Source organism: Seohaeicola saemankumensis (assembly GCF_042678485.1).
Lineage (GTDB): Bacteria > Pseudomonadota > Alphaproteobacteria > Rhodobacterales > Rhodobacteraceae > Seohaeicola > Seohaeicola saemankumensis.
Genome location: NZ_JBHTKR010000005.1, coordinates 155,985 through 178,918 on the forward strand (window position 1 = coordinate 155,985; position 22,934 = coordinate 178,918).

Consider the following 22,934-nt stretch of genomic DNA (forward strand, 5'->3'; position numbering starts at 1 on the left):
AACTCAAAAAATCAATTCATCCTGTTGCTGCAACGCCAGATTGAGTGACCTGTCACATTCACCCAGACCGGTTTGCCGCGCCGATACGGATGGGGCATAGTAAGGGAATATGGCGCGATCTGCCCTTAAGCCGGTCATTTTTACGAATTTTTGAAGCGAACCGATCTGAATGGACATCATCCTTGTCACGACCATCATTGCGGCGCTTTTCCTGCTGATCGGCATCGCCGAGCCGCTCGCCGGGCGCCTGCGCCTGCCCTACAGCGTGATTCTGGCGCTTCTGGGGATCATGGTGGCAACGGGTGCGGCCTTTTTCCTGCGGACCGAGCTGACGGACGCCCTCAATCCCGTGGCCGAGGCGATCCTGGGCCTGCCGATCCGGTCGAACGTCTTTCTTTATGTCTTCCTGCCGACCCTGCTGTTTCAGGTGACGCTGGTCATGGACCTGCGGCGCATGATCGACGACTGGGTGCCGATCCTCGTGCTGGCCGTCGTTGCCGTGATCGTGGCGACCGTCGTGATCGGCTATGCGCTGTCCTGGACCTCGACATTGCCGCTGGCGGCCTGTCTGCTGATCGGCGCAATCGTGTCCACCACGGATCCGTCGGCGGTGGTCAGCATCTTCCGCTCGATCTCGGCGCCCAAACGGCTGTCGCGCATCATTGAAGGCGAAAGCCTGCTGAATGACGCGGCCGCCATCGCGCTTTTTGGCCTGTTCATGGGCTTCGTGATGTCCGGGGTGCAAGACCCCTCGTTACGCGGCGCGCTGGAACAGTTTCCGATGCTGATCCTGGGCGGCGCATTGGCGGGTTGGATCATGGCGCGCGCGGCGCTCTGGCTGATGACGCTGGTGGCGCAGCACGATCTGGCCGTGATCTCGATCTCGGTCGCGCTGCCCTACCTGTCCTATGTGGCCGCGGAGCAGCTGGTCGGCGCATCTGGCGTGATCGCGGCGGTCACCGCGGGCCTGACACTGAACCTGCTGGGGCCGGGCCGCCTGCCACCCGCGATCTGGTTGAACCTGCGCGAAGTCTGGGGCCTGCTGGCGCATTGGGCCGGGGCCTTGATCTTTATTCTGGCGGCACTGCTGATCCCCCGCCTGCTGGACGCGGTGCGCCTGTCGGATATCGGCCTGGTGATCGTTGTCATCCTGGCCGCCATCGCCGCGCGGATGATCATCCTGTTCGGCCTTTTGCCGCTGCTGTCGCTGCTGCGCCTCTCGCCGGTCGTCGAACGCCCTTACCGCGTCGCGATCCTGTGGGGCGGGTTGCGCGGTGCCGTCACCCTGGCGCTGGCGCTGGCCGTAACCGAAAGCTTCCGCGTCCCGGTCGAGGTCAAGCGCGTTGTCGGCATTCTGGCCACCGGCTTCACCCTTTTCACCCTGCTGGTACAGGGGACGACCCTGCGCTGGGTGATCCGCAAGCTGGGGCTGGACCGGCTGTCGCCGCTGGATGCAGCCCTGTCCAGGCAGGTCGTCGCCGTGGCGCTTCAGAAAGTGCGCGAGGAGGTATCGACCACCGCTGACAGCTATGAGCTGACGCGCGAAACCGTCCGGTCCGAGGCCAAGCGCTTTGCCGGGCGGCTCGACGAGGCGGTCAAGGCCGCCGAGGAAGGCGAGGAAATCTCGGACAAGAACCGCATAACACTGGGGCTCATCGCCCTGGCCGGCGCCGAACGCGAGATGATCCTGGCGCGGTTTCGCGAACGCGCGATATCTTCGCGGCTGTCGGACCGCATCCTGACCGATGCCGACCGCCTGATCGAAGCGGCGCGCAGCGGCGGGCGCACCGGCTACCAGCGCGCGGCGCGGCGCAGCCTGGGCAACGCGCCCGGCTTTCGCGTGGCGCTTTTCCTGAACAACCGTTTGCGCCTGTCGGGGCCCCTGGGGCGGCTGACGGCCGACCGCTTCGAAGTGCTGCTGTCACAACGGCTGATCCTGCGTGATCTGCACAGCTTTATAGACACGCGCATCCGGCGCATCCACGGTCGCCGCGTGGCCGATCTGCTGCACGATCTGCTGGATCGCCGGCTGGAGCAGGTCGAACAGGGGCTGGACGCGCTTCGCCTGCAATATCCCGGCTATGCCGAAGAGCTTGAGCGCCGCTTCATCCGCCGCACCGCCCTGCGCCTGGAAGAGCGCGAATACGAAACCATGCGCGCCGACGGGCTGATCGGCGCCGAACTGCATGTGGCCCTGACCCAGGAGGTGGCAACAAGGCGCAAACGTGCCGATGACCGGCCCAAGCTGGATCTGGCGGTGCGGAAATCCGACCTGGCACGCCAGTTTCCGCTGTTCACGGATCTGGATGAACGCACCCTGCGACGGCTGAGCCGGTCGCTGGTCACGCGCTATGTCAACACCGGCGAGAAGATCATTCGCCGCGACACACCCGCCCGCAACGTGCATTTCATCGCCTCCGGCGCGGTGGAATTGCAGACCGCAGGCCAGACCTGGCGTCTGGGCCGGGGCGAAATGTTCGGCCAGATGGCAATCTTGATGCAGAAGCCCCGACGGACAGAGGTGACGGCCATTGCCCCCTCCAGCCTGCTGGTCCTGGACGAGGCGCGGTTTCGCAGGCTCCTCAAGCGCAGCGCGCCAATGCAGCAGGCGGTGATCGACAGCGCAAGGCGGCGCGGGCTGGATCCCGCACAGGTCATGGCAGCCGTCGGCCTGACGGTGCCCGAGGACAAGACCAAGGCCAAGCCTGACCCCAAGCCTGACCCCAAGCCTGACCCCAAGCCTGACCCCAAGCCCGGGCCCCAACCAGACACCACACCGGACGCAACGCCCGAAGCCAAACCCGAAACAGCGCCCGAAACAAGCCAGGCGGGAGCACCCGACACCGCTGCGGACACGGCTGCGGAAACGGCTGCGGAAACGGCACCGAAGGACAGCCCCGGAACAGTTTAGAATCGTTCCAAACCTTGACAGTCAGGTGCGGCAAGCGCATATCCTGTGGCAAGCCATGAAAGGGACATACCCGATGTTCATCCAGACCGAATCCACGCCTAACCCGGCCACCCTGAAATTCCTGCCCGGTCAAACCGTGCTGGAAATGGGCACTGCGGATTTCCCGACTGCCGACGGGGCGTCAGTCTCGCCGCTGGCGACGCGCATTTTTGCGGTCAACGGCGTAACCGGCGTCTTCTTTGGCACCGATTTCGTCACCGTGACCAAGGATGCGGGCGTCGAATGGGATCACATCAAACCCGCACTGCTGGGTGCGATCATGGAACATTTCCAGTCCGGTCAGCCGGTCATGGGCGCGGGCGCGCAGGCGGCCTCGGGTCATGCCGACCATGACGGGCCGGATTCGGATGTCGTGGGCCAGATCAAGGAACTGCTGGACACCCGCGTGCGCCCTGCCGTGGCGCAGGATGGCGGCGACATCACCTTCCACGGTTTTGACCGCGGCGTGGTCTACCTGCACATGCAAGGCGCCTGCGCGGGCTGCCCGTCATCGACCCTGACCCTCAAGATGGGGATCGAGAACCTGCTGCGCCATTACATCCCCGAAGTGACCGAAGTGCGGCCCGTGGCCGTCTGATCACGGGCTTTTCGGGCATGAGAACGGCGATGACACAGTGACCCTCAAGCCAGACGATACCACGGCCGAGCCGATCATCCTGGCTTTCGACACATCGGCGGCCTATTGCGCGGCGGCGCTGATGCGCGGCAAGTCCCTTCTGGGGCTGCAATCCGAGGAAATGGGCCGGGGACAGGCGGAACGGCTGGTTCCCATGCTCGACGATCTGATCAAGGGCGCCGGCCTGGAATGGTCCGACATTGACGCGCTGGCCGTGGGCGTCGGGCCCGGCAACTTTACCGGAATCCGCATCGCGGTATCCACAGCGCGCGGCCTTGCGCTGGCGCTGGATATCCCGTCGATCGGTATCAGCACCTTCGAAGCGATCAGCAAATCCGCGACGCTGCCCCATCTTGCCTGCGTGCCGGCACCCCAATCCAAAGTCTACATCGCGCCCGTCGGGACCGAACCGCGCCTTGTCAGCATGGACGAGGCCCATGCCCTCGGCCTGCCGCTGGCGCTGCCCCCTGCCCCTGCCGATCTGGTGGTCGCGATGGCGCGCGTCGCCCGCGTCAAGCTCAGAAAAAGCGAGGGGATGCACGCGCCCGCGCCCCTTTATATTCGCGCGGCGGATGCGGCACCGTCGCGTGACACACCCCCGGTGATGCTGCCCGATGACCGGGACTGACCCGCGCTTCACAAGTCCCGTGGTCGCAAACCCCGGCACAACGCTTGATCCTGACGGGATGGCGGTTCTTCACGCAGCGGCCTACCGGCTGGACCGCCCCTGGACAGCAGCCGAATTCCGGGCCCTGTCCGACAGCCCGCATGTTTTCGCCCTGGGCGATGCGCGCGCCTTCATCCTGGTGCGGGTGATCGCGGACGAGGCCGAAGTCCTGACCATCGCCACACATCCCGACCATCGTCGCAAGGGGCTGGCCCTTGCGCTGCTGGGCCGTTTTCATGCTCTCGCACAGGCGCGGGGGGCAACGACCGCCTTCCTCGAGGTCGCGGCGGACAATGCACCGGCCCTGGCGCTATATCAGGCGGCAGGCTATGCGCGGGTCGGCCAGCGGCGCGCCTACTATGCCCGCAAGGATGCCCCTGCGGCGGACGCCTTGCTGCTGCGGCGGGCGCTGGACTGACCTTGCGCGCCGGCCTTTGCCGGAAAGCGGCCCTGCCGCCACGTCAAGACGCAGTTTCCTGTTGACCCTTGCCGGGCGCTGCGGCGTAAACTGCCCCTTGGTCCGATCTACGTGATCGTATGACGTGGTGCGGAACCAACCGGCACCACCGCTGCCAACCAACGGGAGACCCGATATGACCCTGATGCAGAAATTCCTGGGCGCTGCTGCTGCGACCGCCCTCAGCGCGGGCGCCGCCCTCGCCGAACCGGCCCTGATCTTCGATCTCGGTGGCAAGTTCGACAAAAGCTTCAACGAGGCCGCCTTCAACGGGGCAGAGCGTTGGGCAAAAGAGACCGGCGGCACCTACCTGGAAACGGTGATGCAGTCCGAAGCCCAGCGCGAACAGGCCCTGCGCCGCTTTGCCGAGGCAGGCGCGAATCCGATCGTGACCACCGGCTTTGCCATGAGCGATCCGATCGCCCAGGTCGCACCCGACTATCCCGACACGATGTTCGTGACCATCGACGGCTGGGTCGATCTGCCCAACGTCAAGGTGATCGGCTTTACCGAACACGAAGGTTCCTACCTGGTGGGGATGATGGCGGCGATGGCGTCGAAATCCGGCACGGTCGGCTTCATCGGCGGGATGGACGTGCCGCTGATCCGCAAATTCGCCTGCGGCTATGCCCAGGGCGTCAAGGCGGTGAATGCTGACGCCAATATCATTGCCAACATGACCGGCACCACACCGTCGGCCTGGAACGACCCCGTGAAAGGGTCCGAACTGACCCTGTCGCAGATCGGCCAGGGCGCGGATGTCGTCTATGCCGCCGCCGGCGGCACCGGCGTGGGTGTGCTGCAGACTGCGGCGGACGAAAGCATTCTGTCCATCGGCGTGGACAGCAACCAGAACCACCTGCATCCGGGCAAGGTGCTGACCTCGATGCTCAAGCGCGTCGATGTGGCCGTCTACAACGTCATGATGGCCGGCGCCGATCTGGAATCGGGTGTCGAGGTGCTGGACCTGGCCGCCGAAGGCGTGGGCTATGCACTGGATGAAAACAACGCCAGCCTGGTGTCGGACGAAATGAAAGCCACGGTCGACGCGGCGCGCGAAAAGATCATCGCGGGCGAACTGATCGTGCATGACTACACATCTGACGACAGCTGCCCGGTCCTGACTTTCTGAGGATGACAGGACAGAACGCAAACGGGGCGCGGCAGGCAACTGCCGCGCCCGGTCCGCAGGTGCCCGCCATCGAATTGCGGGGCATCTCCAAGGCGTTCGGCCCCGTGCAGGCCAACAAGGACATCAGCATGCGCGTGATGCCCGGCACGATCCACGGTATCATCGGCGAAAACGGCGCGGGAAAATCCACGCTGATGTCGATCCTCTACGGCTTCTACAAGGCCGACGCGGGCGAGATCGTGATCGGGGGCAACCCCACCCTGATCCCCGACAGCCAGGCCGCCATCACGGCGGGTATCGGCATGGTCTTCCAGCATTTCAAACTGGTCGAGAATTTCACCGTCCTGGAAAACATCATCCTGGGCGCCGAGGATGGCGGGCTGTTGCGCCCCAGCCTGGCCAAGGCGCGCGCGGCCCTCAAGTCGCTGGCTGCGGAATATGAGCTGAACGTCGATCCCGATGCGGTCATCGAGGATATCGGCGTCGGCCAGCAGCAGCGGGTCGAGATCCTCAAGGCGCTGTACCGGCAGGCCGATATCCTGATCCTGGACGAGCCCACCGGCGTGCTGACCCCGGCCGAGGCGGATCACCTGTTCCGCATCCTGCGCAACCTGCGCGACGAAGGCAAAACCATCATCCTGATCACCCACAAGCTGCGCGAGATCATGGAGATCACCGATACCGTCAGCGTGATGCGGCGCGGCGAGATGACGGCGACCGTCAAGACCGCCGAAACCAGCCCCGAACAGCTGGCCGAACTGATGGTGGGTCGCAAGGTCCTGCTGCGCGTCGAAAAAACCCCTGCAACCCCCGGCAAACCCGTGGTGGAGGTCGAGAACCTGCGCGTGGTGGACGCCGCCGGCATCGAACGGCTGCGCGGCGTATCCTTCAGCATCCGCGCGGGCGAGGTTCTGGGGCTGGCGGGCGTGGCCGGCAACGGGCAATCGGAATTGCTGGAGGTTCTGGGTGGCATGATGGCCGCCACGGGCCAGGTCCTGCTGAATGGTCAGCCGATCCCGCTATCCGGCCCCCATGCCGATGGTCAGAGCCGCCGCGCGGCCGGTATCGCCCATGTGCCGGAGGATCGGCAGCGCAAGGGGCTGATCATGGATTACGCCGCCTGGGAGAACAGCGTCTTCGGCTATCACCGCGACCCGGCGATCGGGCGCGGCCCCCTGATGCATAACGCGGCGATTCTGGATCATGCCGAACAGCAGATGCAGCGGTTCGACGTGCGCCCCCCCAACCCGCGCCTGCCCGCCAAGGCCTTTTCCGGCGGCAATCAGCAGAAGGTGGTTCTGGCCCGCGAGATCGAGCGCGGTCCCGATCTGCTGCTGATCGGCCAGCCGACACGCGGCGTCGATATCGGCGCGATCGAATTCATTCACCAACAGATCATCGCCCTGCGTGATGCGGGCAAGGCGATCTTGCTTGTCAGCGTCGAGCTGGACGAGATCATGGCCCTGTCAGACCGCATCGCCGTGATCTTCGACGGCCGCATCATGGGCGAGGTTCCGGCCGATCAGGCCAGCGCGCAAGAGCTGGGCCTGATGATGGCAGGCGTCAGCAGTGGAAAGGCCGCCTGATGGAGCGGATGCCGAAATGGGCCGATGTGGTGCTGATCCCGGTGATCTCGCTCGTGCTGGCGGCGGTGATTTCGGGCCTGGTCATCCTTGCCATCGGCGAGGATCCGATCAACGCGCTGAACCTGATGGTCAAGGGCGCGCTGGGGTCGACCTATGGCTGGGGCTATACCCTCTATTACGCCACGAATTTCCTGTTCACCGGGCTGGCCGTGGCCGTGGCCTTTCACGCGCGTCTGTTCAACATCGGCGGCGAGGGGCAGGCGATGCTGGGTGGCCTGGGGGTGGCCCTTGTCTGTCTCTACCTGCCATGGCCACACTGGTCGCTGGCACTGATCGCGGCCTCTGTGGGCGCGGCCCTCTTCGGCGCGGCCTGGGCCTTTCTGCCAGCGATCCTGCAAGCCAGGCGCGGCAGCCATATCGTGATCACCACGATCATGTTCAATTTCATCGCCGCCGCCTTTCTGAACTGGTTGCTGGTCGGCCCGCTGAAACCGCGCGGCGCGATGGATCCATCAACCGCGCGCTTCCCCGAAGCGGTCCACCTGCCAAGCCTGCATGAGATTCTGGCACCGCTGGGCATCAGCTTTTCCAAGGCAGCCCCGGCGAATGTATCTTTCCTGGTGGGCATCCTCGCCTGCATCCTGGTCTGGGTCCTGATCTGGCGCACCCGTCTGGGATATGAAATCCGCGCCTTCGGCCATTCCGAACCCGCCGCGCGCTATGCGGGCATCAGCCCCACGAAGATCACCGTGATCACCATGCTGATCTCGGGCGGGTTGGCGGGCATGATGGCCATCAACAACGTCATGGGCGAGGCAGAGCGTCTGGTCCTGAACGCAACCGAAGGCGCGGGCTTCATCGGCATCGCCGTGGCCCTGATGGGTCGCAGCCACCCGTTCGGCGTCTTCCTGGCGGCGATCCTGTTCGGATTTCTATACCAGGGCGGGGCGGAACTGGCGCTCTGGACGAATATCCCGCGCGAATTGATCATCGTGATCCAGGCGCTGGTGATCCTGTTCACCGGGGCGCTGGACAACATGGTCCGCATGCCGCTGGAACGGCTGTTCATGGCCCTGCGGCGGAGGGGCGCATGATGGACCTGATGACCATCCTGCAAGTGCTGGATTCCACGGTGCGCCTGGCAACGCCGCTGCTGCTGGCCTGTCTTGCGGGGCTGTTCAGTGAACGCGCGGGCATCTTCGACATCGGGCTGGAGGGCAAGATGCTGGCCGCAGCCTTCTTCAGCGCGGCCATCGCCGCAGTGACCGGGTCGGTCTGGATGGGTCTGGGCGCGGGCATCCTGGCCTCGCTGGCACTGTCGGGATTGCATGGGCTGGCCTCGATCACCTTTCGGGGCAATCAGCTGATTTCGGGCGTGGCCATCAACTTCCTGGCCGCGGGCCTGACCGTGCTGATCGCACAAAGCTGGTTTCAGCAGGGCGGGCGCACCCCCGCATTGCTGAGCGGCGGGCGCTTTGGCGGGATCACCCTGCCGGGGGCCGAGACGCTGCGCGAGGTGCCGGTGCTGGGCCCGATCTATTACGAGCTGATCTCGGGCCATTCGATCCTGGTCTACGTCGCCTTTGCCTGTGTGCCGCTGACGTGGTGGATCCTCTACCGCACGCGGTTCGGCCTGCGCCTGCGCGCGGTGGGCGAAAACCCCGAGGCCGTCGATACGGCCGGAATTTCAGTCATAAGGCTGCGCTATGCCGCCGTGCTGATCTGCGGGTTGCTTTGCGGGATCGCGGGGGCCTACCTTGCGACCGCGCTACAGGCGGGGTTCGTGCAGGACATGACCGCCGGACGCGGATATATCGCGCTGGCGGCGCTGATCTTTGCCAAATGGCGACCATGGCAGGCGCTTTACGCGACACTTCTGTTCGGCTTTCTGCAGGCTGTCGCCCTGCGTTACCAAAACCTTGACCTGGGCTTCATCACACTGCCCGTGCAGGCGATGGATGCGCTGCCCTATATCCTGACCGTGGTGATCCTGGCCGGCTTCATCGGCAAGGCGGTCCCGCCGCGCGCCGGTGGCGAACCCTATGTGAAGGAAAGATGAGCCCCCGATAGGTCCAGTTGGGCCCAGAGGATCAGGCCTGACCACAAAACCACCGTACCGCCGCTTGCCTTTTGAAGCCACCGCGCGCTAGGGATAGTCATGCAGATGTACCTTCCCATAGCCGAGGTCTCGGTCAACGCCTACCTGCTGCTGGGGCTGGGCGGGATCGTGGGCCTGCTGTCGGGCATGTTCGGCGTGGGCGGCGGCTTTCTGATGACGCCGCTTCTGTTCTTCATCGGCATCCCCCCCGCCGTGGCGGTCGCGACAGGGACCACGCAGATCGTGGCCTCTTCCGTGTCGGCCTTTCTGGCCCATCTGCGGCGCAAGACCGTGGACATCAAGATGGGCGGTGTCCTTCTGGGCGGCGGCATGGTTGGCGCGGGCCTGGGCGTTCTGGCCTTCAATTACCTCAAGGCGCTGGGGCAGGTCGACCTGATGGTGACCCTGTTCTATGTGGTATTTCTGGGCACGATCGGCAGCCTGATGTTCATCGAAAGCCTGACGGCGATCCGGCGCGCACGGCGCGCGGGCGGTCCGATCAAGCCGGTGAAACGTCGACATCGCAACTGGGTCCATGTGCTGCCGGTCAAGGTCCGGTTTCGCACATCGGGGCTGTATATCTCGATCATTCCGCCGGTGATCATCGGGATCGGGGTCGGGATTCTGACAGCTATCATGGGTGTGGGTGGCGGTTTCATCATGGTGCCGGCCATGATCTACCTGCTGGGCATGCCGACCAAGGTCGTCATCGGCACATCGCTGTTCCAGATCATTTTCGTGACCGCCTTCACCATGCTGCTGCACGCGATCACCAACCAGACGGTTGATGTGATCCTTGGCGTTTTGCTGCTGCTGGGGGGCGTGATCGGCGCGCAGATCGGCGCGCGCATCGGCGTCAAGCTGAAGGCCGAGCAATTGCGGATCCTGCTGGCGATCCTGGTGCTGGCCGTCTGCGGCAAGCTGGCGCTGGACCTGCTGCTGATGCCATCCGAGCTTTATTCCATCGGTGAAGCGGGGGGCAGACCATGATCCGGCATGCCGCAACCCTGTTGATCGCGATAACGCTAAGCCTGACCCTGCCCCGCGCAGGCGCCACCGAAGAGGTGGTGATGGGCCTGAGCCATAGCAGCGTGTCGATCACCACGAATTTTGCAGGCTCGGACATCCTGATCTTCGGGGCAATCAAGCGCGAAACCGCCATCCCTGACGAAGCGCTGGACGTGATCGTGACCGTGGCCGGCCCTTCGGCCCCGCTGACCGTACGGCGCAAGGATCGCAGGCTGGGCATCTGGGTCAATACCGAGGCGGTCCAGATCGATTCCGCCCCCTCTTTTTACGCCGTGGCCGCGACCGGCAGGCTGACCGATGTGCTGTCACAGACCGAGGACCTGCGCCACAGGGTCTCGATCCCGCTGGCGATCCGGTCCGTGGGCGCGCCCGAAGCCGTGGGGGACGCGCAACGCTTTACCGAGGCGCTGATCCGCATCCGCACAGAAACCGGACTGTACAATCAGCTGGACGATACCGTGGAGTTGCAGGAACAGACACTGTTCCGCAGCTCGATCCGCCTGCCCGCCAACCTGACCGAAGGGGCGTATCGCACCCGGATCTTTCTGGCGCGCGGCGGCGAGGTCATTGCGAAATACGAGACCAGCATCGATGTGCGCAAGGTCGGGCTGGAGCGCTATCTCTACACGATGGCGCATCGCGAACCGCTGCTTTACGGGCTGATGGCGCTGGTTCTGGCCATTGCCGCCGGTTGGGGGGCCTCGGCCTTTTTCCGCGTGGTGCTGCGCCAGGGCTGATCGCGGCGCCGGCGCACAGCAGCGCCGGCAGGATCATGGATATTTGAAGCAAGAAGAAACAGGCTGACCTGTCAGCCGCGCCCGACAAAGGGCATCTTGGTCGCCATGATGGTCATGAACTGCACATTCGCTTCGGGGCCCAGGGCGGCCATCTGCAGCACCGCGCGCGCCACATCGGCCACATCCATCGTCGGCGGGGCGTCGCCGGGATTGGCGGCGATGATCCCTTCCAGCAGGTCCGTGCGCGCATTGCCGATATCGATCTGCCCGCAGGCGATATCAAAGGCGCGCCCATCGAGGCTGAGTGTCTTGGTCAACCCGGTGATCGCATGTTTGGTCGTCGTATAGGCCACCGATCCCGGACGCGGCGCATGGGCCGAAATCGAGCCGTTGTTGATGATGCGCCCGCCCTGCGGGGTCTGCGCCCGCATGGTGCGGAAGGCCGCCCGCGCGCATAGGAACATGCCATGCAGGTTCACATCCACCACCTGGCGCCATTCATCCCACCCCAAGTCGTCGATCATCGCCGCGCGGCCGAAACTGCCCGCGTTGTTGAACAGCACGTCAAGGCGACCTGCCTGCGCCACAAAGCTGTCGAAGGCCGTATCGACCGCATGCGGATCGGTGACATCGCAGGGCAGGATCACCGCGTTATCATGCCCGGCCGCCACCTTTTCCAGCGCATCTGCCCGCCGCGCCATCAGCCCGACCTGCCAGCCCGCGTCCAGAAACGCGCGGGCACAGGCGGCGCCGATCCCGGCACTGGCACCGGTGATGATGATCGTTTTCATATCTGTGGTTCCTCTTCCTGCATGGAAAGGCTGAGGATCGGGGCGGTCTGGGATTTCAGATCGTCAACCCGCAGCGGGCCCGAGGGCTTGGACAGCCGGTTGCGCACGATCCAGTAAAGCCGGTCCTGCGCACGGGTGATGGCAACATAGGCAAGCCTTTTCCACAGGGGCTGACCTGCCTCGGAGCGACCCATCCGGGCCGCGGCGTAAAGATCGGGGGCGAAGACCTGCACGTTTTCCCACTGGCTGCCCTGCGCCTTGTGAATCGTGACGGCCGCGCCGTGCAGAAAGGTCGCCCCCATCGTGGCGGCGTAGGGGATGAACGGCTCTTCCTCGTCCGGCTTCTCGATCTTGACGATCGAGGCGGCGTTGACCTGCGGATCTTCGGCCCCGATCACATGCAGGCGCGAGAAACCCGGTTTCTTGCCCGGCCCCAGATAGATGACCTGCGCGCCCTTGATCAGGCCGCGCGCTTCCAGGTCCAGCCGTTTCTTGCGGTGTTTGAGCGGCAGTTCCAGCCCGTCGCAGATCAGCGGCTCGCCCTCCAGCAACTGATCCTCGGGCGCGCCGTGCACGGCGCGGAACGCGTGGATCAGACGGATGCGCGTGGCATTGCGCCAGACCAGAACCGGGCTGCGCGCCATCAGGTCGACCTCGACCCGCTGGGCCCAGACCACGCGGTCATCACGCGCGGCGGCCTGTTCGACCATCCGTTCGAACCCTTCGAAGGTCAGGTCGGGATCGGCCAGCGCATGGGCAAGATCCAGGATCGGGCTGTCCGCCTCTTGCCGGTGAATGCGGTTCAAGGTCAGCTTCGCGGGTGCGGGCAGACCGTCGAAGACCATGCCCCCCTGTTGGTTGATCGGCGCCAGCTGTGCCGGATCGCCAAACAGGACCAGCGTGGGAAAGATATCCTTGAGATCGGTGAACTGACGCTCGTCCAGCATCGAGGATTCATCGACAAACCCGATATCCAGCGGTTCTTCGCGCCGTTTCCAGCCGGTGATGAAATCCGACCCGCGCAATCCCGCCGCGGCCAGCGCGCCGGGGATCGACTTGTGGATCTGGTAAAAGGCATGGGCCCGGTCCAGCGCCACATCGGTCAGCCCTTCGATCTCGGGGCGGTCCCCTGTTCCGGCCAGCCATTCGGCCACGCGTTCATATTCCGGGTCATAGACGGGCGTATAAAGAATGCGGTGGATCGTGGTCGCAGGCACGCCACGGTTGCGCAGCACCGATGCGGCCTTGTTCGTCGGCGCGAGGATCGCCAGCGTGCGCCGGTCCTTGCGGCGCTTGCCCTCGTAATCGCCTGACACAAGATCGACGCCGGCAGCTTCCAGCGCGCGGGTCAACTGGGCCAGCAACAGCGTCTTGCCCGATCCCGCCTTGCCCAGCACGGCCATGACGCGTGATGCCCCTTCCACCGGGGGCGTCAGGATCCCGTCGTCCAGATCCACGCCAACGCCGCGCAGCGCGCCCGCGATACGGTCCCAGGCTTCGGCCTGATCTTCGGAAAATGTCACGGCTGGCAGGGTCATGGCGCGACCCTACAGCGCAGCATCCGCAAGGGCCAGAGGCGACGGTCACGCCGGTTGCAGACAGAAGGATCCCGCCCCGAAAGCGCGCCGGTACCACAGCTGCGACAGGGCAGGCGAAATGCCCGCACGCCGCGCCACCCGCGCCCGCGCGCCGCCCGTCAATGACCACAAACCCAGGCTGGTCCGGTCCCGCCCCGCGCCGGCGCTGCCCAGAACCTCGGGGCTTGCCCCGATCCGGCGATAGATCCGCTCCATATTGGCATCGAAAACGCCCAGCAGGTGATCAAGCCCTTGCCGCTCCAGCAATTCACCCCCCGCCAGCATCAAGGCGGCGGCCACATGGGGGCCCGCACCCGGCGCAAGGCAAAAGCGCGTGCATTCCCAGATCACCGGGCTGCTGACCTGCACACCGCCATTGAGATGGGCAAAATGGTCGTTGACCATGCACCGCCCCGTCGTGGGCAGAAAGCGCATGGACCCGCCATGCCGGCCACACCCCTGTTCCCAGATGACATAGAGCGGGTCCAGCGCGTCATATTGATCGCGTTCAAGGCCTGCGGCATCCACCGCGACCGCCCAGCCAAGCCGGTCCGAGAATTGGGCCGCCCGGTCGCGGAACATCGCATCGCGCAACCCCGGACACCGCGCCAGCCCTTCGGTTGTCATGTAACGCAGCATCCCTGACCCTTTCCGCTGTGACAGCAGCAAGACCTAGGGAGAAATGATTAACAACTACTGCCAGCAGCGCGCGCAGCCAGGCAGCGCGGGCCTGCGGTTCAACATACGATCAGGCCGCGGCTGATGGCGCGGGCCACGGCATGAGTGGTGTTCGCCGCCCCCAGTTTCAGACGGGCGCTTTCGATATAGGCCCGCAAGGTATGTTCCGAGATCGACAGCGAATTGGCCACCTGCGCCCGGCTGTAGCCCATGGCCAGAAGCGTCATGGCATCGACCTCGCGCGGCGAGAGCGCCTGCCCGGGCGCCGGGGTGCGTCCCGGCTGAAACTCCAGCGCCTTGCTGTTGAAGTAATGTGCAATCAGGATCAGGTCGCGGCTGTGGCGCTGCTCGAAAGCGGCCCATGTCACATCATCGACATCATGGCTGAGGGTGAACAGGGCAAACTGACCGTTGGGGCCACGGATCGGGATGGAAAACCCCTGATGCCCTACGCCATGCGCTATGGCATCAGCCTGAAAGGCGCGCTGCGCCTTGCCGGACCAGTCCAGCTGCTTCCAGTCAACAGGTTGGAAATTCTGCAAGCACCCCTGCACCACGGGGTCGATCCGCAGATAGTCGCGCGCCTTATAGCGGGCAACCCAGTCGGCGCCATAGGTGCCGCAGCCATATTGTTCGCCCGCCGCGCTGACCCAGTGATACACCATATGGCGCACGCCAAAGGAATCCCGCAGCGCTTCGATCGCAACCTGCATGTCCCCTAGCGCTGTCGCGCGTTCTACCGTTTCAAGTATCCGCTCCAGTCCGGTTCTCATCCATCCGCAACGCCTTTGGCGCCTCCAAGCGATTGGATGCCATCTCGATCAGTGCGACGTCGCGGGCCTGATCAAGTTGCCGCGCCAGCAGCGCCATGCCATTTGCCACCGCAAAGGTTTTGAGGTCCGAGATGACGTCCAGAAGCCATTCATTCTGCATGATGACATTGCCCCAAAACTGGTTAAGGAATGATTAACGCGACCAGGGCTCGCGTGGGAAATATGGTCAGTTCACGATGTTTCAGTATAGGCACAGGCCCTTCACGCCCCAAACCCACGAATTCAATCCCCCCATAAATGGCGGGACCGTAAATTCCAAACAGTTGAAATAAAACAGATTTGTCAGGGGTAAAGAAGAAACCCGCGAACGGTTAACCGATTCGCGGGTTTCAATGTCAATTCGGCTGACAGACTGTCAGGTTCAGTTGCGCCCGGCCTCCAGCACATCCTCGACCGTGCGCAGGCCGGTGCGTGGCGCTTGCACCAGAACCGCCATGTTGCCCGGCTTGTGCTGGTTACGCAGCATCTTGGTATGCGCCTGCGGGATCTCGGCCCAGGGGAAAACCTCGGACATGCAGGGGTCAAGCCGCCGCTCGATCATCAGCTTGTTGGCGGCACTTGCCTGTTTCAGATGCGCGAAGTGGCTGCCCTGCAGGCGCTTCTGATGCATCCACATGTAGCGCACATCGAAGGTACAGTTGAACCCGGTGGTGCCGGCACAGATCACGACCATGCCGCCTTTCTTGCAGATCAGGGTCGAAACCGGGAATGTCGCCTCGCCCGGATGTTCGAACACCATGTCGACGTTCACACCCTTGCCGGTGATGTCCCAGATCGCCTTGCCGAACTTGCGCGCCTCTTTCAGCCACTCATTGTATTCGGGGGTGTTGACCGTTGGCATCTGGCCCCAGCAATTGAAGTCCTTGCGGTTGATGACGCCCTTTGCGCCCATCGCCATGACGAAGTCGCGCTTGTCCTCTTCCGAGATCACACCGATCGCATTGGCGCCAGCCGTATTCGCCAACTGGATCGCGTAGGAGCCCAGACCGCCCGACGCCCCCCAGACCAGCACGTTCTGGCCGGGCTTCAACTCATGCGGGGCATGGCCGAACAGCATCCGGTAGGCGGTGGCCAGCGTCAGCGTGTAGCATGCGCTTTCTTCCCATGTCAGGTGCTTGGGGCGCGGCATCAACTGCTGTGCCTGCACGCGGGTGAACTGTGAAAAGGCCCCGTCCGGTGTCTCGTAGCCCCAGATCCGCTGGGTCGGCGACATCATCGGGTCGCCGCCGTTGCACTCCTCGTCATTGCCGTCGTCCTGGTTGCAATGCACCACGACCTCGTCCCCGACTTTCCAGGTCTTCACGGCGGACCCGACTTTCCACACGATGCCGGACGCGTCAGAACCCGCGATGTGATAGGGCTGCTTGTGACCGTCGAAGGGGCTGATCGGCGTACCCAGACCGGCCCAGACACCGTTGTAGTTGACGCCCGCCGCCATCACGAGAACCAGAACCTCGTTGCTGTCGATCTCCCATGTGTCGACAACCTCGACCTGGAAGCTTTTTTCGGGCTCGCCGTGCCGGTCGCGACGGATCGCCCAGGCATACATCTTTTTGGGCACATAGCCGACCGGGGGCATTTCGCCGATCTCGTAGAGGTCCTTTTCAGGTGCCTCGTAGGGGGCGATCCCGGTGTGCGTATCCAAAGCCATCTCAACCTCCGTGCTGGTCACTGCTTAATGGTCGTTTCAAGGTCATGCCGCAATGCAGAATCGCGGCGCTGATCTTCGGGATAAAGTTGGCCGCGCAATAATGCAACATCAATTGCGCCCATTTTGTAATTTTATGACCCCGCAGCCGCAGCATTATCGCGATCCTGTGCTGCGACCGCGAAAGAGATGCGCGATGGAGGCTGCGTAGAATTCCAGCAGGCCGCGCTCTTGCGGCTCCAGCAGGATGAAGCCGCCCGCCTCGTCCACCAGGTGGCGCTGCGTCAGCATACGCAGACCTACCTCGACCATATATCCCACATCCTGGCGCGGCATGTGCAGATGCGCCTCGGGCAGGTCATCCACCAGCCTCCGAACCGCGCGGTCCAGCTCGGCGCGGTTCAACGGCTCTTCGGCTTGCAACAGCGCGGTCGCCACCAGCGGCACAGGCAGCACAGGCACCTCGGCGGCGATGCGCGCCATCAACTCATCCGCCAGCGCCGGCACATCGGATCCGAACGTCTTTAGGGACAGCGGTTCGCCAAAGCTGACCGAGGCATAGCCGAAGCGGTGGAACTGCCCCTTCAGGCGCAACCGCAGCATCTTTCCGACAAAGCCCAGAACCGTCCCCAACCGCGCGGTGAACCGCCGCTCACCGGCCGCACGGGCAGCCAGAAGCACCCGGTCTTCCAGCACCCGATCGTAATTGACCGCCACCGGCACGAAGACCACATCCCGCGCGTCCGGGTCATGCCCTTCGACGATATACTTGAGGATACCACGCTTGGGTGGCGCAATTGCCCCGGTCAGGCTCAACCCGCCTTCGGGGAACACGGCCTGGGTTACGCCTGCCTCGGTGGCAAGCTGGACGTAACGCGACAGAACCGCCTTGTAGAGAGGTCCGAACCGCTTGCGCCGGATGAAATAGGCCCCCATCGCCCGGATCAGCGCGCTCAGCGGCCAGACGCGGCCCCATTCCCCCACCGCATAGGACAGGGCGGATCGTTCGGCGGCCAGATAGGTCACCAGCACATAATCCATGTTGCTGCGGTGGTTGATCACGAACACCACCGTCGCATCCCGATCCACCTGTGCCAGCGCATCGCCCGCATAATGGCCCAGCCTGACACGGTAAAGCGATGTGCTGATCATCCGCGCAAGCCGCGTGGCCACCCCGAAATAGGCGCTCGCACTGAAGGATGGCACGATCTCGCGCGCATAGCGCCGGGCCTGCTCGAACGCCACGTTTTCCGGCACGCCCTCGGCCGCCGCATGGGCTGCCACCGCGCGCAGCACCTCGGGGTCATAGATCAGCCGCTGGATCATGTCATAGCGCCGCGCCAGCTTGAACGGCTGGATCGGCCGCTCCAGCCGTTTGTTCAACTCGGCGATCACACGCTCGGCGCGTTTGCGGAAAAACCAGCGCACAGAGGGGAACAGAAAATGCGATGCAAAGGTCACGCCCGCGAAAAGCAGGATCAGGACCAGTAGCCAGACAGGCATTTCAACCGTTGCACCCATACCGGCGACAATGGCGTGAATCCCGTCAGAGGTAAATCAAATGCGATGCCTGACGTGGCGCCAGCCCATGCCGCAATGCAGCGAATTGACAGCGCCATAAAATTCCAAGTATCAACACGGGAACGCAATAAAATTGCCGACACTGATTCACACGATGACCCGCGAGGCCCCATGACCGAGATGCAAAAAGACAAGCCCTGGCTGTTTCGTACATATGCAGGCCATTCCACGGCAAAAGCCTCGAACGCGCTTTATCGTTCCAACCTCGCCAAGGGGCAAACGGGCCTCTCGGTGGCCTTCGACCTGCCCACGCAGACCGGCTATGACAGCGATCACATTCTGGCCAAGGGCGAGGTCGGCAAGGTAGGCGTCCCCGTCTGCCACCTGGGCGACATGCGCACGCTGTTCGATGCGATCCCGCTGGAGCAGATGAACACCTCGATGACGATCAACGCCACCGCGCCGTGGTTGCTGGCGCTTTATATCGCCGTGGCCGAAGAACAGGGCGCGGATATCGCCAAGCTGCAAGGCACCGTGCAGAACGACATCATCAAGGAATACCTCAGCCGGGGCACCTATATCCTGCCGCCGAAACCATCGCTGCACCTGATCACCGATGTCGCGGCCTATTGCTATACCAATGTGCCGAAATGGAACCCGATGAACGTGTGTTCCTATCACCTGCAAGAGGCGGGCGCGACACCGGAACAGGAACTGGCCTTTGCCTTGGCCACCGCCACTGCCGTGCTGGACGATCTGAAGAACAAGGTGCCCGAGGCGGATTTCCCGCAGCTGGTGGGCCGCATCTCTTTCTTCGTGAACGCGGGCATCCGCTTTGTCACCGAGATGTGCAAGATGCGCGCCTTCGTCGATCTGTGGGATGAAATCTGCGAGACCCGCTACGGCGTGACCGATCCGAAATTCCGCCGCTTCCGCTATGGCGTGCAGGTCAACAGCCTTGGCCTGACCGAACAGCAGCCCGAAAACAACGTCTATCGCATCCTGATCGAAATGCTGGCCGTGACCCTGTCGAAAAAGGCCCGCGCCCGCGCCGTGCAGCTGCCCGCCTGGAACGAGGCGCTTGGCCTGCCCCGCCCCTGGGATCAGCAATGGTCGCTGCGGATGCAACAGATCATGGCCTATGAAACGGATCTTCTGGAATATGACGACCTGTTCGATGGCAACCCCGCCGTCGACCGCAAGGTCGAGGCGCTGAAGGACGGCGCGCGGGCGGAGCTGGCCAACCTCGACAGCATGGGCGGCGCGATCAGCGCGATCGACTACATGAAGTCACGCCTTGTCGACAGCAACGCGGAACGCCTGAACCGGATCGAACGGAACGAGACGATCGTGGTCGGTGTGAACAAGTGGCAGCAGGGCGAAGCCTCGCCGCTGATGACGGGCGACGGCGGCATCATGACCGTCGATCCGGCGGTCGAGGCCGAACAGATCGGCCGCCTGAACGCCTGGCGCAGCACCCGCGACGCAACTGCCGTGGCCGAGGCGCTGGCAGACCTGCGCGCCGCGGCAAAGGAAGGCCGCAACATCATGGAACCCTCGATCCGGGCTGCCAGGGCTGGCGTCACCACCGGCGAATGGGCCGCACAGATGCGGGCCGTGTTTGGCGAATATCGCGGCCCCACGGGCGTGTCGCGGTCTGTCAGCAACAAGACCGAAGGGCTGGACGAGATCCGCGATGCCGTCAACACCGTCTCCGACAGGCTGGGCCGCCGTCTGCGGTTCCTTGTGGGCAAGCCGGGGCTGGACGGCCATTCCAACGGGGCTGAACAGATCGCCTTCCGCGCCCGCGACTGCGGGATGGACATCGACTATGAAGGCATCCGCCTCACGCCCGAGGAAATCGTCAAATCCGCCAGCGAAGGCCAGGCCCATGTCATCGGCCTGTCAATCCTGTCAGGCTCTCACATGCCGCTGATGGCCGATCTGATGGAGCGTCTGCGCGCTGCGGGCCTCACGCATATCCCCGTGGTCGTGGGCGGCATCATCCCCGAGGATGACGCGAAACGCTTGGCCGAAATGGGTGTGGCCCGCGTCTATACGCCCAAGGATTTCGAGCTGAACACGATCATGATGGATATCGTGACCCTGGCCGATCCCAAGGCTGTCGCCGCCGAATGATACAGGCCCGCAGAGGCTGACGGAACGGGGGGGGGCAACCGCCCCCGCCTTGCCTGCCAGAGCCTGCTTGCACTCCACAGCGGCACTCCCCATCATGGCGGCAACGCCACGACAGGACATCCGCCATGCCGCTGACCATCCGCCCCCTCGCCGCCACGGACGAACCCGAATGGCGTCGCCTCTGGACCGCCTATCTGACCTTCTACGAAACCACCCTGCCCGAAGACATCTTCGCCACCACTTTCGCCCGCCAGCTTGACCCCGCCCATCCCGAACGCTGCTGCTTCATCGCCGATCTGGATGGCCGCGCCGTGGGACTGGTCCACGCGATCTGGCACGCCCACAACTGGCGCGTGGAAGATGTCTGCTATCTGCAGGACCTCTATGCCGACCCGGACGTGCGCGGCCAGGGCATCGGTCGCGCCCTGATCGAAGCCGTCTATGCCGAGGCCGACCGTCGCGGCACCCCCGCCGTCTACTGGATGACGCAGGACTTCAACACGACCGCGCGGCTGCTGTACGACCGCATCGCGCATGTGACCCCATTCATCAAGTACAGCCGCTGACCTCGCGCAAAGGACCCCGACAATGACCATCCATATCGGTGCAAAGCCTGGCGATATCGCCGAAACCGTCCTTATGCCCGGCGATCCCCTGCGCGCGAAATGGGCCGCCGAGACCTTCCTGACCGAGTCGCGTCTGGTCAACGAGGTGCGCGGGATGCTGGGCTACACCGGCCTCTGGCGCGGCAACCGGGTGACGATCCACGGCTCGGGCATGGGCATGCCGTCGCTGTCGATCTATGCCAATGAACTGATCCGCGACTACGGCGCAAAGACCCTGATCCGCATCGGCTCCTGCGGGGCGATGCAATCCCATGTGGGCCTCCGCGACATCATCATCGCCATGACGGCCACAACCCTGTCCACCCCCTCGTCAGGCATCTTCCGCGAGCTGAACTTCGCCCCCCACGCCGATTGGTCGCTCCTGCGCGCCGCGGTCGCTGCGGCCGAAGCGCGCGGTGTGACCACCCATGTGGGCGGCATCTATTCATCAGATGTCTTTTATGACGAACGCCCCGACCTGAACGAGGTCATGACCCGCCACGGCATCCTCGGGGTCGAGATGGAAGCCGCCGAACTCTACAACCTCGCCCTGCGCCATGGCGCCCGTGCACTGGCGGTTCTGACCGTGTCCGATCACCTGCTGACCGGTGCGGCTCTGCCGGCCGATCAACGGCAAGGCAGCTTTGGCGACATGGTCGAGATTGCCCTTCACGCAGCCTTTCCAGGGACCGCGTGACACTCAACGCCCATGGCTGCGGTCATAGGCGTTGACCCTGGGGCTGACCCAATCGCCAAGCACATCCGCGGGCGTTTCGAACACCTCGACCAATAACGGATGGCACGCCGCCTGATCCGAGGAATGTTGCGCCGAACAATCGCCCCCCGGACAGGCCGACAGCGCCCCCAGCAGCGGGATTTCCGCAAGGAACTCCAGATAGTCGCCGGGCCGCACCGGGCTCGCTTTCATGAAATACTGCCCCGTGTCGCGGGTGAACCCGGTGCACATGAAGACGTTCAGCACGTCATGCACATGCCGCTCCGCCTCCTGCAACGGCAGGCCGGTGGCATCGGCCAGCGCGCGGGTCAGGTTGGAGTGGCAGCAATGGTGATACTGCCCGCCTGACAGCAGGTTATGCGTATAGGGATCGCAGCGCGTGCCGATCACGTCATGGACCGATCCGCCGAAATCGTCCTTGCCATACCATCCCAGCGTATCCGCCACGATGGTAGCCATGGGGCGCAGCGTGGGAAAGGACGACCACAGCCGCTGTCCCGTCGTCACATGCGTGCCGTGCAGCGCCCGTGTCTTGCCCGAATAGAACCGCTCCGACAGGTCTTCCGCATGCCACAGGTTCAGATCGCCCACCTGCGGCCCTTCAATCGACGAGATGCGGAAAAACCCGCCCGCAGGCACCCGGAATGTCCCCGCCGCGCGCGGCGCCACCACGACCTCGCCGGTCTTGACCGCCTGCGCCCGAAAACCTGCATAAAGCGCCATGTCAGGCTGCGGCAGGGTATCGACCGGATAGCAGATCACGGGTTTGACGGCGCGGCGCGCGGTGGCATCGGCTGGTTCAGTCATGGTGCGTCTCGCCCTTTCCCGGTCTTGCGCGGATCGCGGCAATCCTGCGGTGTTTTGCCCGCCGGAACAAGCGCCTCGGCGCCGCATGCCGCACAGCGGAAGAACTGCAATCCATCGCGATCCCGGGTCCGGTCCATCCGCCAGCGACAGGACCGCATCCCGCGCCGCGCGAAGATCGCGATCAGCACGAAGGCGATGATCAACCCGATGGGGATCAGCACGCGACAAGCCCTTTCACATGCAAAAGGGGCAGGCCATCGCGCCCACCCCCTTCATCGTTCTTCAAATACTCAAGCGACGGTCGCG

24 protein-coding genes are annotated in these 22,934 nt (G+C 64.2%); 13 read left to right on the forward strand and 11 right to left on the reverse strand.

Features of this window, described 5'->3' with window-relative positions:
• Positions 1–3: 3 nt before the first annotated feature.
• Positions 4–177 carry a hypothetical protein gene (locus tag ACFQ3C_RS13010; RefSeq protein ID WP_380792507.1) on the reverse strand — a complete coding sequence of 58 codons (174 nt, stop codon included), beginning with the start codon at positions 175–177 and terminating at the stop codon, positions 4–6.
• Between ACFQ3C_RS13010 and ACFQ3C_RS13015 the strand changes: the two genes are divergently transcribed.
• The 10 genes from ACFQ3C_RS13015 to ACFQ3C_RS13060 all read left to right on the forward strand — a co-directional run bounded on the left by ACFQ3C_RS13015 (position 170) and on the right by ACFQ3C_RS13060 (position 11,293).
• A complete protein-coding gene (locus ACFQ3C_RS13015; RefSeq protein ID WP_380792510.1) occupies positions 170–2,911 on the forward strand; it encodes a cation:proton antiporter in 2,742 nt (913 codons plus the stop codon). The genes ACFQ3C_RS13010 and ACFQ3C_RS13015 overlap by 8 nt on opposite strands.
• Before the next feature lie 73 nt (positions 2,912–2,984).
• Positions 2,985–3,548: a NifU family protein gene (locus tag ACFQ3C_RS13020; RefSeq protein ID WP_380792513.1), complete on the forward strand. Its 564-nt coding sequence runs from the start codon at positions 2,985–2,987 to the stop codon at positions 3,546–3,548.
• Positions 3,549–3,585: 37 nt separating this feature from the next.
• Complete coding sequence (tsaB, locus tag ACFQ3C_RS13025; RefSeq protein WP_380792516.1) at positions 3,586–4,215, forward strand: tRNA (adenosine(37)-N6)-threonylcarbamoyltransferase complex dimerization subunit type 1 TsaB; 630 nt, start codon at positions 3,586–3,588, stop codon at positions 4,213–4,215.
• Positions 4,202–4,672: a GNAT family N-acetyltransferase gene (locus ACFQ3C_RS13030; RefSeq protein ID WP_380792519.1), complete on the forward strand. Its 471-nt coding sequence runs from the start codon at positions 4,202–4,204 to the stop codon at positions 4,670–4,672. Before tsaB ends, ACFQ3C_RS13030 begins: the two co-directional genes overlap by 14 nt.
• A 175-nt stretch (positions 4,673–4,847) precedes the next feature.
• Positions 4,848–5,843, forward strand: a complete 996-nt coding sequence (locus tag ACFQ3C_RS13035) for a BMP family lipoprotein (protein ID WP_380792522.1) — start codon at positions 4,848–4,850, stop codon at positions 5,841–5,843.
• Between the two features lie 2 nt (positions 5,844–5,845).
• Complete coding sequence (locus ACFQ3C_RS13040) at positions 5,846–7,429, forward strand: ABC transporter ATP-binding protein (protein WP_380792525.1); 1,584 nt, start codon at positions 5,846–5,848, stop codon at positions 7,427–7,429.
• Positions 7,429–8,523, forward strand: a complete 1,095-nt coding sequence (locus ACFQ3C_RS13045; protein ID WP_380792528.1) for an ABC transporter permease — start codon at positions 7,429–7,431, stop codon at positions 8,521–8,523. The genes ACFQ3C_RS13040 and ACFQ3C_RS13045 overlap by 1 nt, the downstream gene beginning before the upstream one ends.
• Positions 8,523–9,488, forward strand: coding sequence for an ABC transporter permease (locus tag ACFQ3C_RS13050; RefSeq protein ID WP_380792531.1), 966 nt, complete (start codon positions 8,523–8,525; stop codon positions 9,486–9,488). The genes ACFQ3C_RS13045 and ACFQ3C_RS13050 overlap by 1 nt, the downstream gene beginning before the upstream one ends.
• 99 nt (positions 9,489–9,587) lie before the next feature.
• The gene (locus ACFQ3C_RS13055; RefSeq protein ID WP_380792551.1) at positions 9,588–10,517 is read left to right on the forward strand and encodes a sulfite exporter TauE/SafE family protein; all 930 of its coding nucleotides are present in this window, start codon (positions 9,588–9,590) and stop codon (positions 10,515–10,517) included.
• A complete protein-coding gene (locus tag ACFQ3C_RS13060; protein ID WP_380792554.1) occupies positions 10,514–11,293 on the forward strand; it encodes a TIGR02186 family protein in 780 nt (259 codons plus the stop codon). The genes ACFQ3C_RS13055 and ACFQ3C_RS13060 overlap by 4 nt, the downstream gene beginning before the upstream one ends.
• A gap of 71 nt (positions 11,294–11,364) precedes the next feature.
• Here the strand turns inward: ACFQ3C_RS13060 and ACFQ3C_RS13065 are convergent, their stop codons facing one another.
• The 8 genes from ACFQ3C_RS13065 to ACFQ3C_RS13100 form a co-directional block, all read right to left on the reverse strand.
• Positions 11,365–12,084 carry an SDR family oxidoreductase gene (locus ACFQ3C_RS13065; protein ID WP_380792557.1) on the reverse strand — a complete coding sequence of 240 codons (720 nt, stop codon included), beginning with the start codon at positions 12,082–12,084 and terminating at the stop codon, positions 11,365–11,367.
• The gene (locus ACFQ3C_RS13070; RefSeq protein ID WP_380792560.1) at positions 12,081–13,622 is read right to left on the reverse strand and encodes an ATP-dependent DNA helicase; all 1,542 of its coding nucleotides are present in this window, start codon (positions 13,620–13,622) and stop codon (positions 12,081–12,083) included. The genes ACFQ3C_RS13065 and ACFQ3C_RS13070 overlap by 4 nt, the downstream gene beginning before the upstream one ends.
• Positions 13,623–13,667: 45 nt before the next feature.
• Positions 13,668–14,300, reverse strand: coding sequence for an acyl-homoserine-lactone synthase (locus ACFQ3C_RS13075; protein ID WP_380792563.1), 633 nt, complete (start codon positions 14,298–14,300; stop codon positions 13,668–13,670).
• A 98-nt stretch (positions 14,301–14,398) separates the two neighbouring features.
• Positions 14,399–15,052 carry a helix-turn-helix transcriptional regulator gene (locus ACFQ3C_RS13080; RefSeq protein ID WP_380792568.1) on the reverse strand — a complete coding sequence of 218 codons (654 nt, stop codon included), beginning with the start codon at positions 15,050–15,052 and terminating at the stop codon, positions 14,399–14,401.
• Positions 15,053–15,083: 31 nt separating this feature from the next.
• Positions 15,084–15,272 (reverse strand): hypothetical protein, encoded by a 189-nt coding sequence (locus ACFQ3C_RS13085; RefSeq protein WP_380792571.1) that lies wholly within the window; start codon positions 15,270–15,272, stop codon positions 15,084–15,086.
• A 261-nt stretch (positions 15,273–15,533) separates the two neighbouring features.
• Entirely contained in the window at positions 15,534–16,823 is a 1,290-nt protein-coding gene (ccrA, locus tag ACFQ3C_RS13090; RefSeq protein ID WP_380792574.1) for a crotonyl-CoA carboxylase/reductase, read from the reverse strand.
• Position 16,824: 1 nt separating this feature from the next.
• Entirely contained in the window at positions 16,825–16,977 is a 153-nt protein-coding gene (locus tag ACFQ3C_RS13095) for a hypothetical protein (RefSeq protein WP_380792577.1), read from the reverse strand.
• The gene (locus ACFQ3C_RS13100) at positions 16,977–18,341 is read right to left on the reverse strand and encodes a 1-acyl-sn-glycerol-3-phosphate acyltransferase (protein WP_380792580.1); all 1,365 of its coding nucleotides are present in this window, start codon (positions 18,339–18,341) and stop codon (positions 16,977–16,979) included. The genes ACFQ3C_RS13095 and ACFQ3C_RS13100 overlap by 1 nt, the downstream gene beginning before the upstream one ends.
• Before the next feature lie 171 nt (positions 18,342–18,512).
• Between ACFQ3C_RS13100 and ACFQ3C_RS13105 the strand changes: the two genes are divergently transcribed.
• From ACFQ3C_RS13105 to deoD, 3 genes are all read left to right on the forward strand, one after another.
• Positions 18,513–20,480 (forward strand): methylmalonyl-CoA mutase family protein, encoded by a 1,968-nt coding sequence (locus tag ACFQ3C_RS13105; RefSeq protein WP_380792583.1) that lies wholly within the window; start codon positions 18,513–18,515, stop codon positions 20,478–20,480.
• Between the two features lie 125 nt (positions 20,481–20,605).
• Positions 20,606–21,046, forward strand: a complete 441-nt coding sequence (locus tag ACFQ3C_RS13110; protein WP_380792586.1) for a GNAT family N-acetyltransferase — start codon at positions 20,606–20,608, stop codon at positions 21,044–21,046.
• Positions 21,047–21,068: 22 nt separating this feature from the next.
• The gene (deoD, locus tag ACFQ3C_RS13115; RefSeq protein WP_380792588.1) at positions 21,069–21,782 is read left to right on the forward strand and encodes a purine-nucleoside phosphorylase; all 714 of its coding nucleotides are present in this window, start codon (positions 21,069–21,071) and stop codon (positions 21,780–21,782) included.
• A 3-nt stretch (positions 21,783–21,785) separates the two neighbouring features.
• On the opposite strand, the gene ACFQ3C_RS13120 is transcribed toward deoD, so the two are convergent.
• Together ACFQ3C_RS13120 and ACFQ3C_RS13125 are read right to left on the reverse strand one after the other, a co-directional pair.
• Positions 21,786–22,628 carry an urea carboxylase-associated family protein gene (locus tag ACFQ3C_RS13120; protein WP_380792590.1) on the reverse strand — a complete coding sequence of 281 codons (843 nt, stop codon included), beginning with the start codon at positions 22,626–22,628 and terminating at the stop codon, positions 21,786–21,788.
• On the reverse strand, positions 22,625–22,849 hold the full coding sequence (locus tag ACFQ3C_RS13125) for a hypothetical protein (protein WP_380792593.1): 225 nt from the start codon (positions 22,847–22,849) through the stop codon (positions 22,625–22,627). The genes ACFQ3C_RS13120 and ACFQ3C_RS13125 overlap by 4 nt, the downstream gene beginning before the upstream one ends.
• Positions 22,850–22,934 lie beyond the last annotated feature (85 nt).

Coding starts and splice junctions, on each gene's coding strand:
- ACFQ3C_RS13020 (WP_380792513.1), top strand. CDS start 2,985: ATGTTCATCCAGACCGAATCCACGCCTAACCCGGCCACCCTGAAATTC.
- ACFQ3C_RS13085 (WP_380792571.1), bottom strand. CDS start 15,272: ATGCAGAATGAATGGCTTCTGGACGTCATCTCGGACCTCAAAACCTTT.
- ACFQ3C_RS13080 (WP_380792568.1), bottom strand. CDS start 15,052: ATGCAGGTTGCGATCGAAGCGCTGCGGGATTCCTTTGGCGTGCGCCAT.
- ACFQ3C_RS13040 (WP_380792525.1), top strand. CDS start 5,846: ATGACAGGACAGAACGCAAACGGGGCGCGGCAGGCAACTGCCGCGCCC.
- ACFQ3C_RS13035 (WP_380792522.1), top strand. CDS start 4,848: ATGACCCTGATGCAGAAATTCCTGGGCGCTGCTGCTGCGACCGCCCTC.
- ACFQ3C_RS13050 (WP_380792531.1), top strand. CDS start 8,523: ATGGACCTGATGACCATCCTGCAAGTGCTGGATTCCACGGTGCGCCTG.
- ACFQ3C_RS13070 (WP_380792560.1), bottom strand. CDS start 13,622: ATGACCCTGCCAGCCGTGACATTTTCCGAAGATCAGGCCGAAGCCTGG.
- ACFQ3C_RS13120 (WP_380792590.1), bottom strand. CDS start 22,628: ATGACTGAACCAGCCGATGCCACCGCGCGCCGCGCCGTCAAACCCGTG.
- ACFQ3C_RS13010 (WP_380792507.1), bottom strand. CDS start 177: ATGTCCATTCAGATCGGTTCGCTTCAAAAATTCGTAAAAATGACCGGC.
- deoD (WP_380792588.1), top strand. CDS start 21,069: ATGACCATCCATATCGGTGCAAAGCCTGGCGATATCGCCGAAACCGTC.
- ACFQ3C_RS13045 (WP_380792528.1), top strand. CDS start 7,429: ATGGAGCGGATGCCGAAATGGGCCGATGTGGTGCTGATCCCGGTGATC.
- ACFQ3C_RS13055 (WP_380792551.1), top strand. CDS start 9,588: ATGCAGATGTACCTTCCCATAGCCGAGGTCTCGGTCAACGCCTACCTG.
- ACFQ3C_RS13015 (WP_380792510.1), top strand. CDS start 170: ATGGACATCATCCTTGTCACGACCATCATTGCGGCGCTTTTCCTGCTG.
- ACFQ3C_RS13105 (WP_380792583.1), top strand. CDS start 18,513: ATGACCGAGATGCAAAAAGACAAGCCCTGGCTGTTTCGTACATATGCA.
- ACFQ3C_RS13030 (WP_380792519.1), top strand. CDS start 4,202: ATGACCGGGACTGACCCGCGCTTCACAAGTCCCGTGGTCGCAAACCCC.
- ACFQ3C_RS13100 (WP_380792580.1), bottom strand. CDS start 18,341: ATGGGTGCAACGGTTGAAATGCCTGTCTGGCTACTGGTCCTGATCCTG.
- ACFQ3C_RS13065 (WP_380792557.1), bottom strand. CDS start 12,084: ATGAAAACGATCATCATCACCGGTGCCAGTGCCGGGATCGGCGCCGCC.
- ACFQ3C_RS13110 (WP_380792586.1), top strand. CDS start 20,606: ATGCCGCTGACCATCCGCCCCCTCGCCGCCACGGACGAACCCGAATGG.
- ccrA (WP_380792574.1), bottom strand. CDS start 16,823: ATGGCTTTGGATACGCACACCGGGATCGCCCCCTACGAGGCACCTGAA.
- ACFQ3C_RS13060 (WP_380792554.1), top strand. CDS start 10,514: ATGATCCGGCATGCCGCAACCCTGTTGATCGCGATAACGCTAAGCCTG.
- ACFQ3C_RS13095 (WP_380792577.1), bottom strand. CDS start 16,977: ATGCTGCGGCTGCGGGGTCATAAAATTACAAAATGGGCGCAATTGATG.
- ACFQ3C_RS13075 (WP_380792563.1), bottom strand. CDS start 14,300: ATGCTGCGTTACATGACAACCGAAGGGCTGGCGCGGTGTCCGGGGTTG.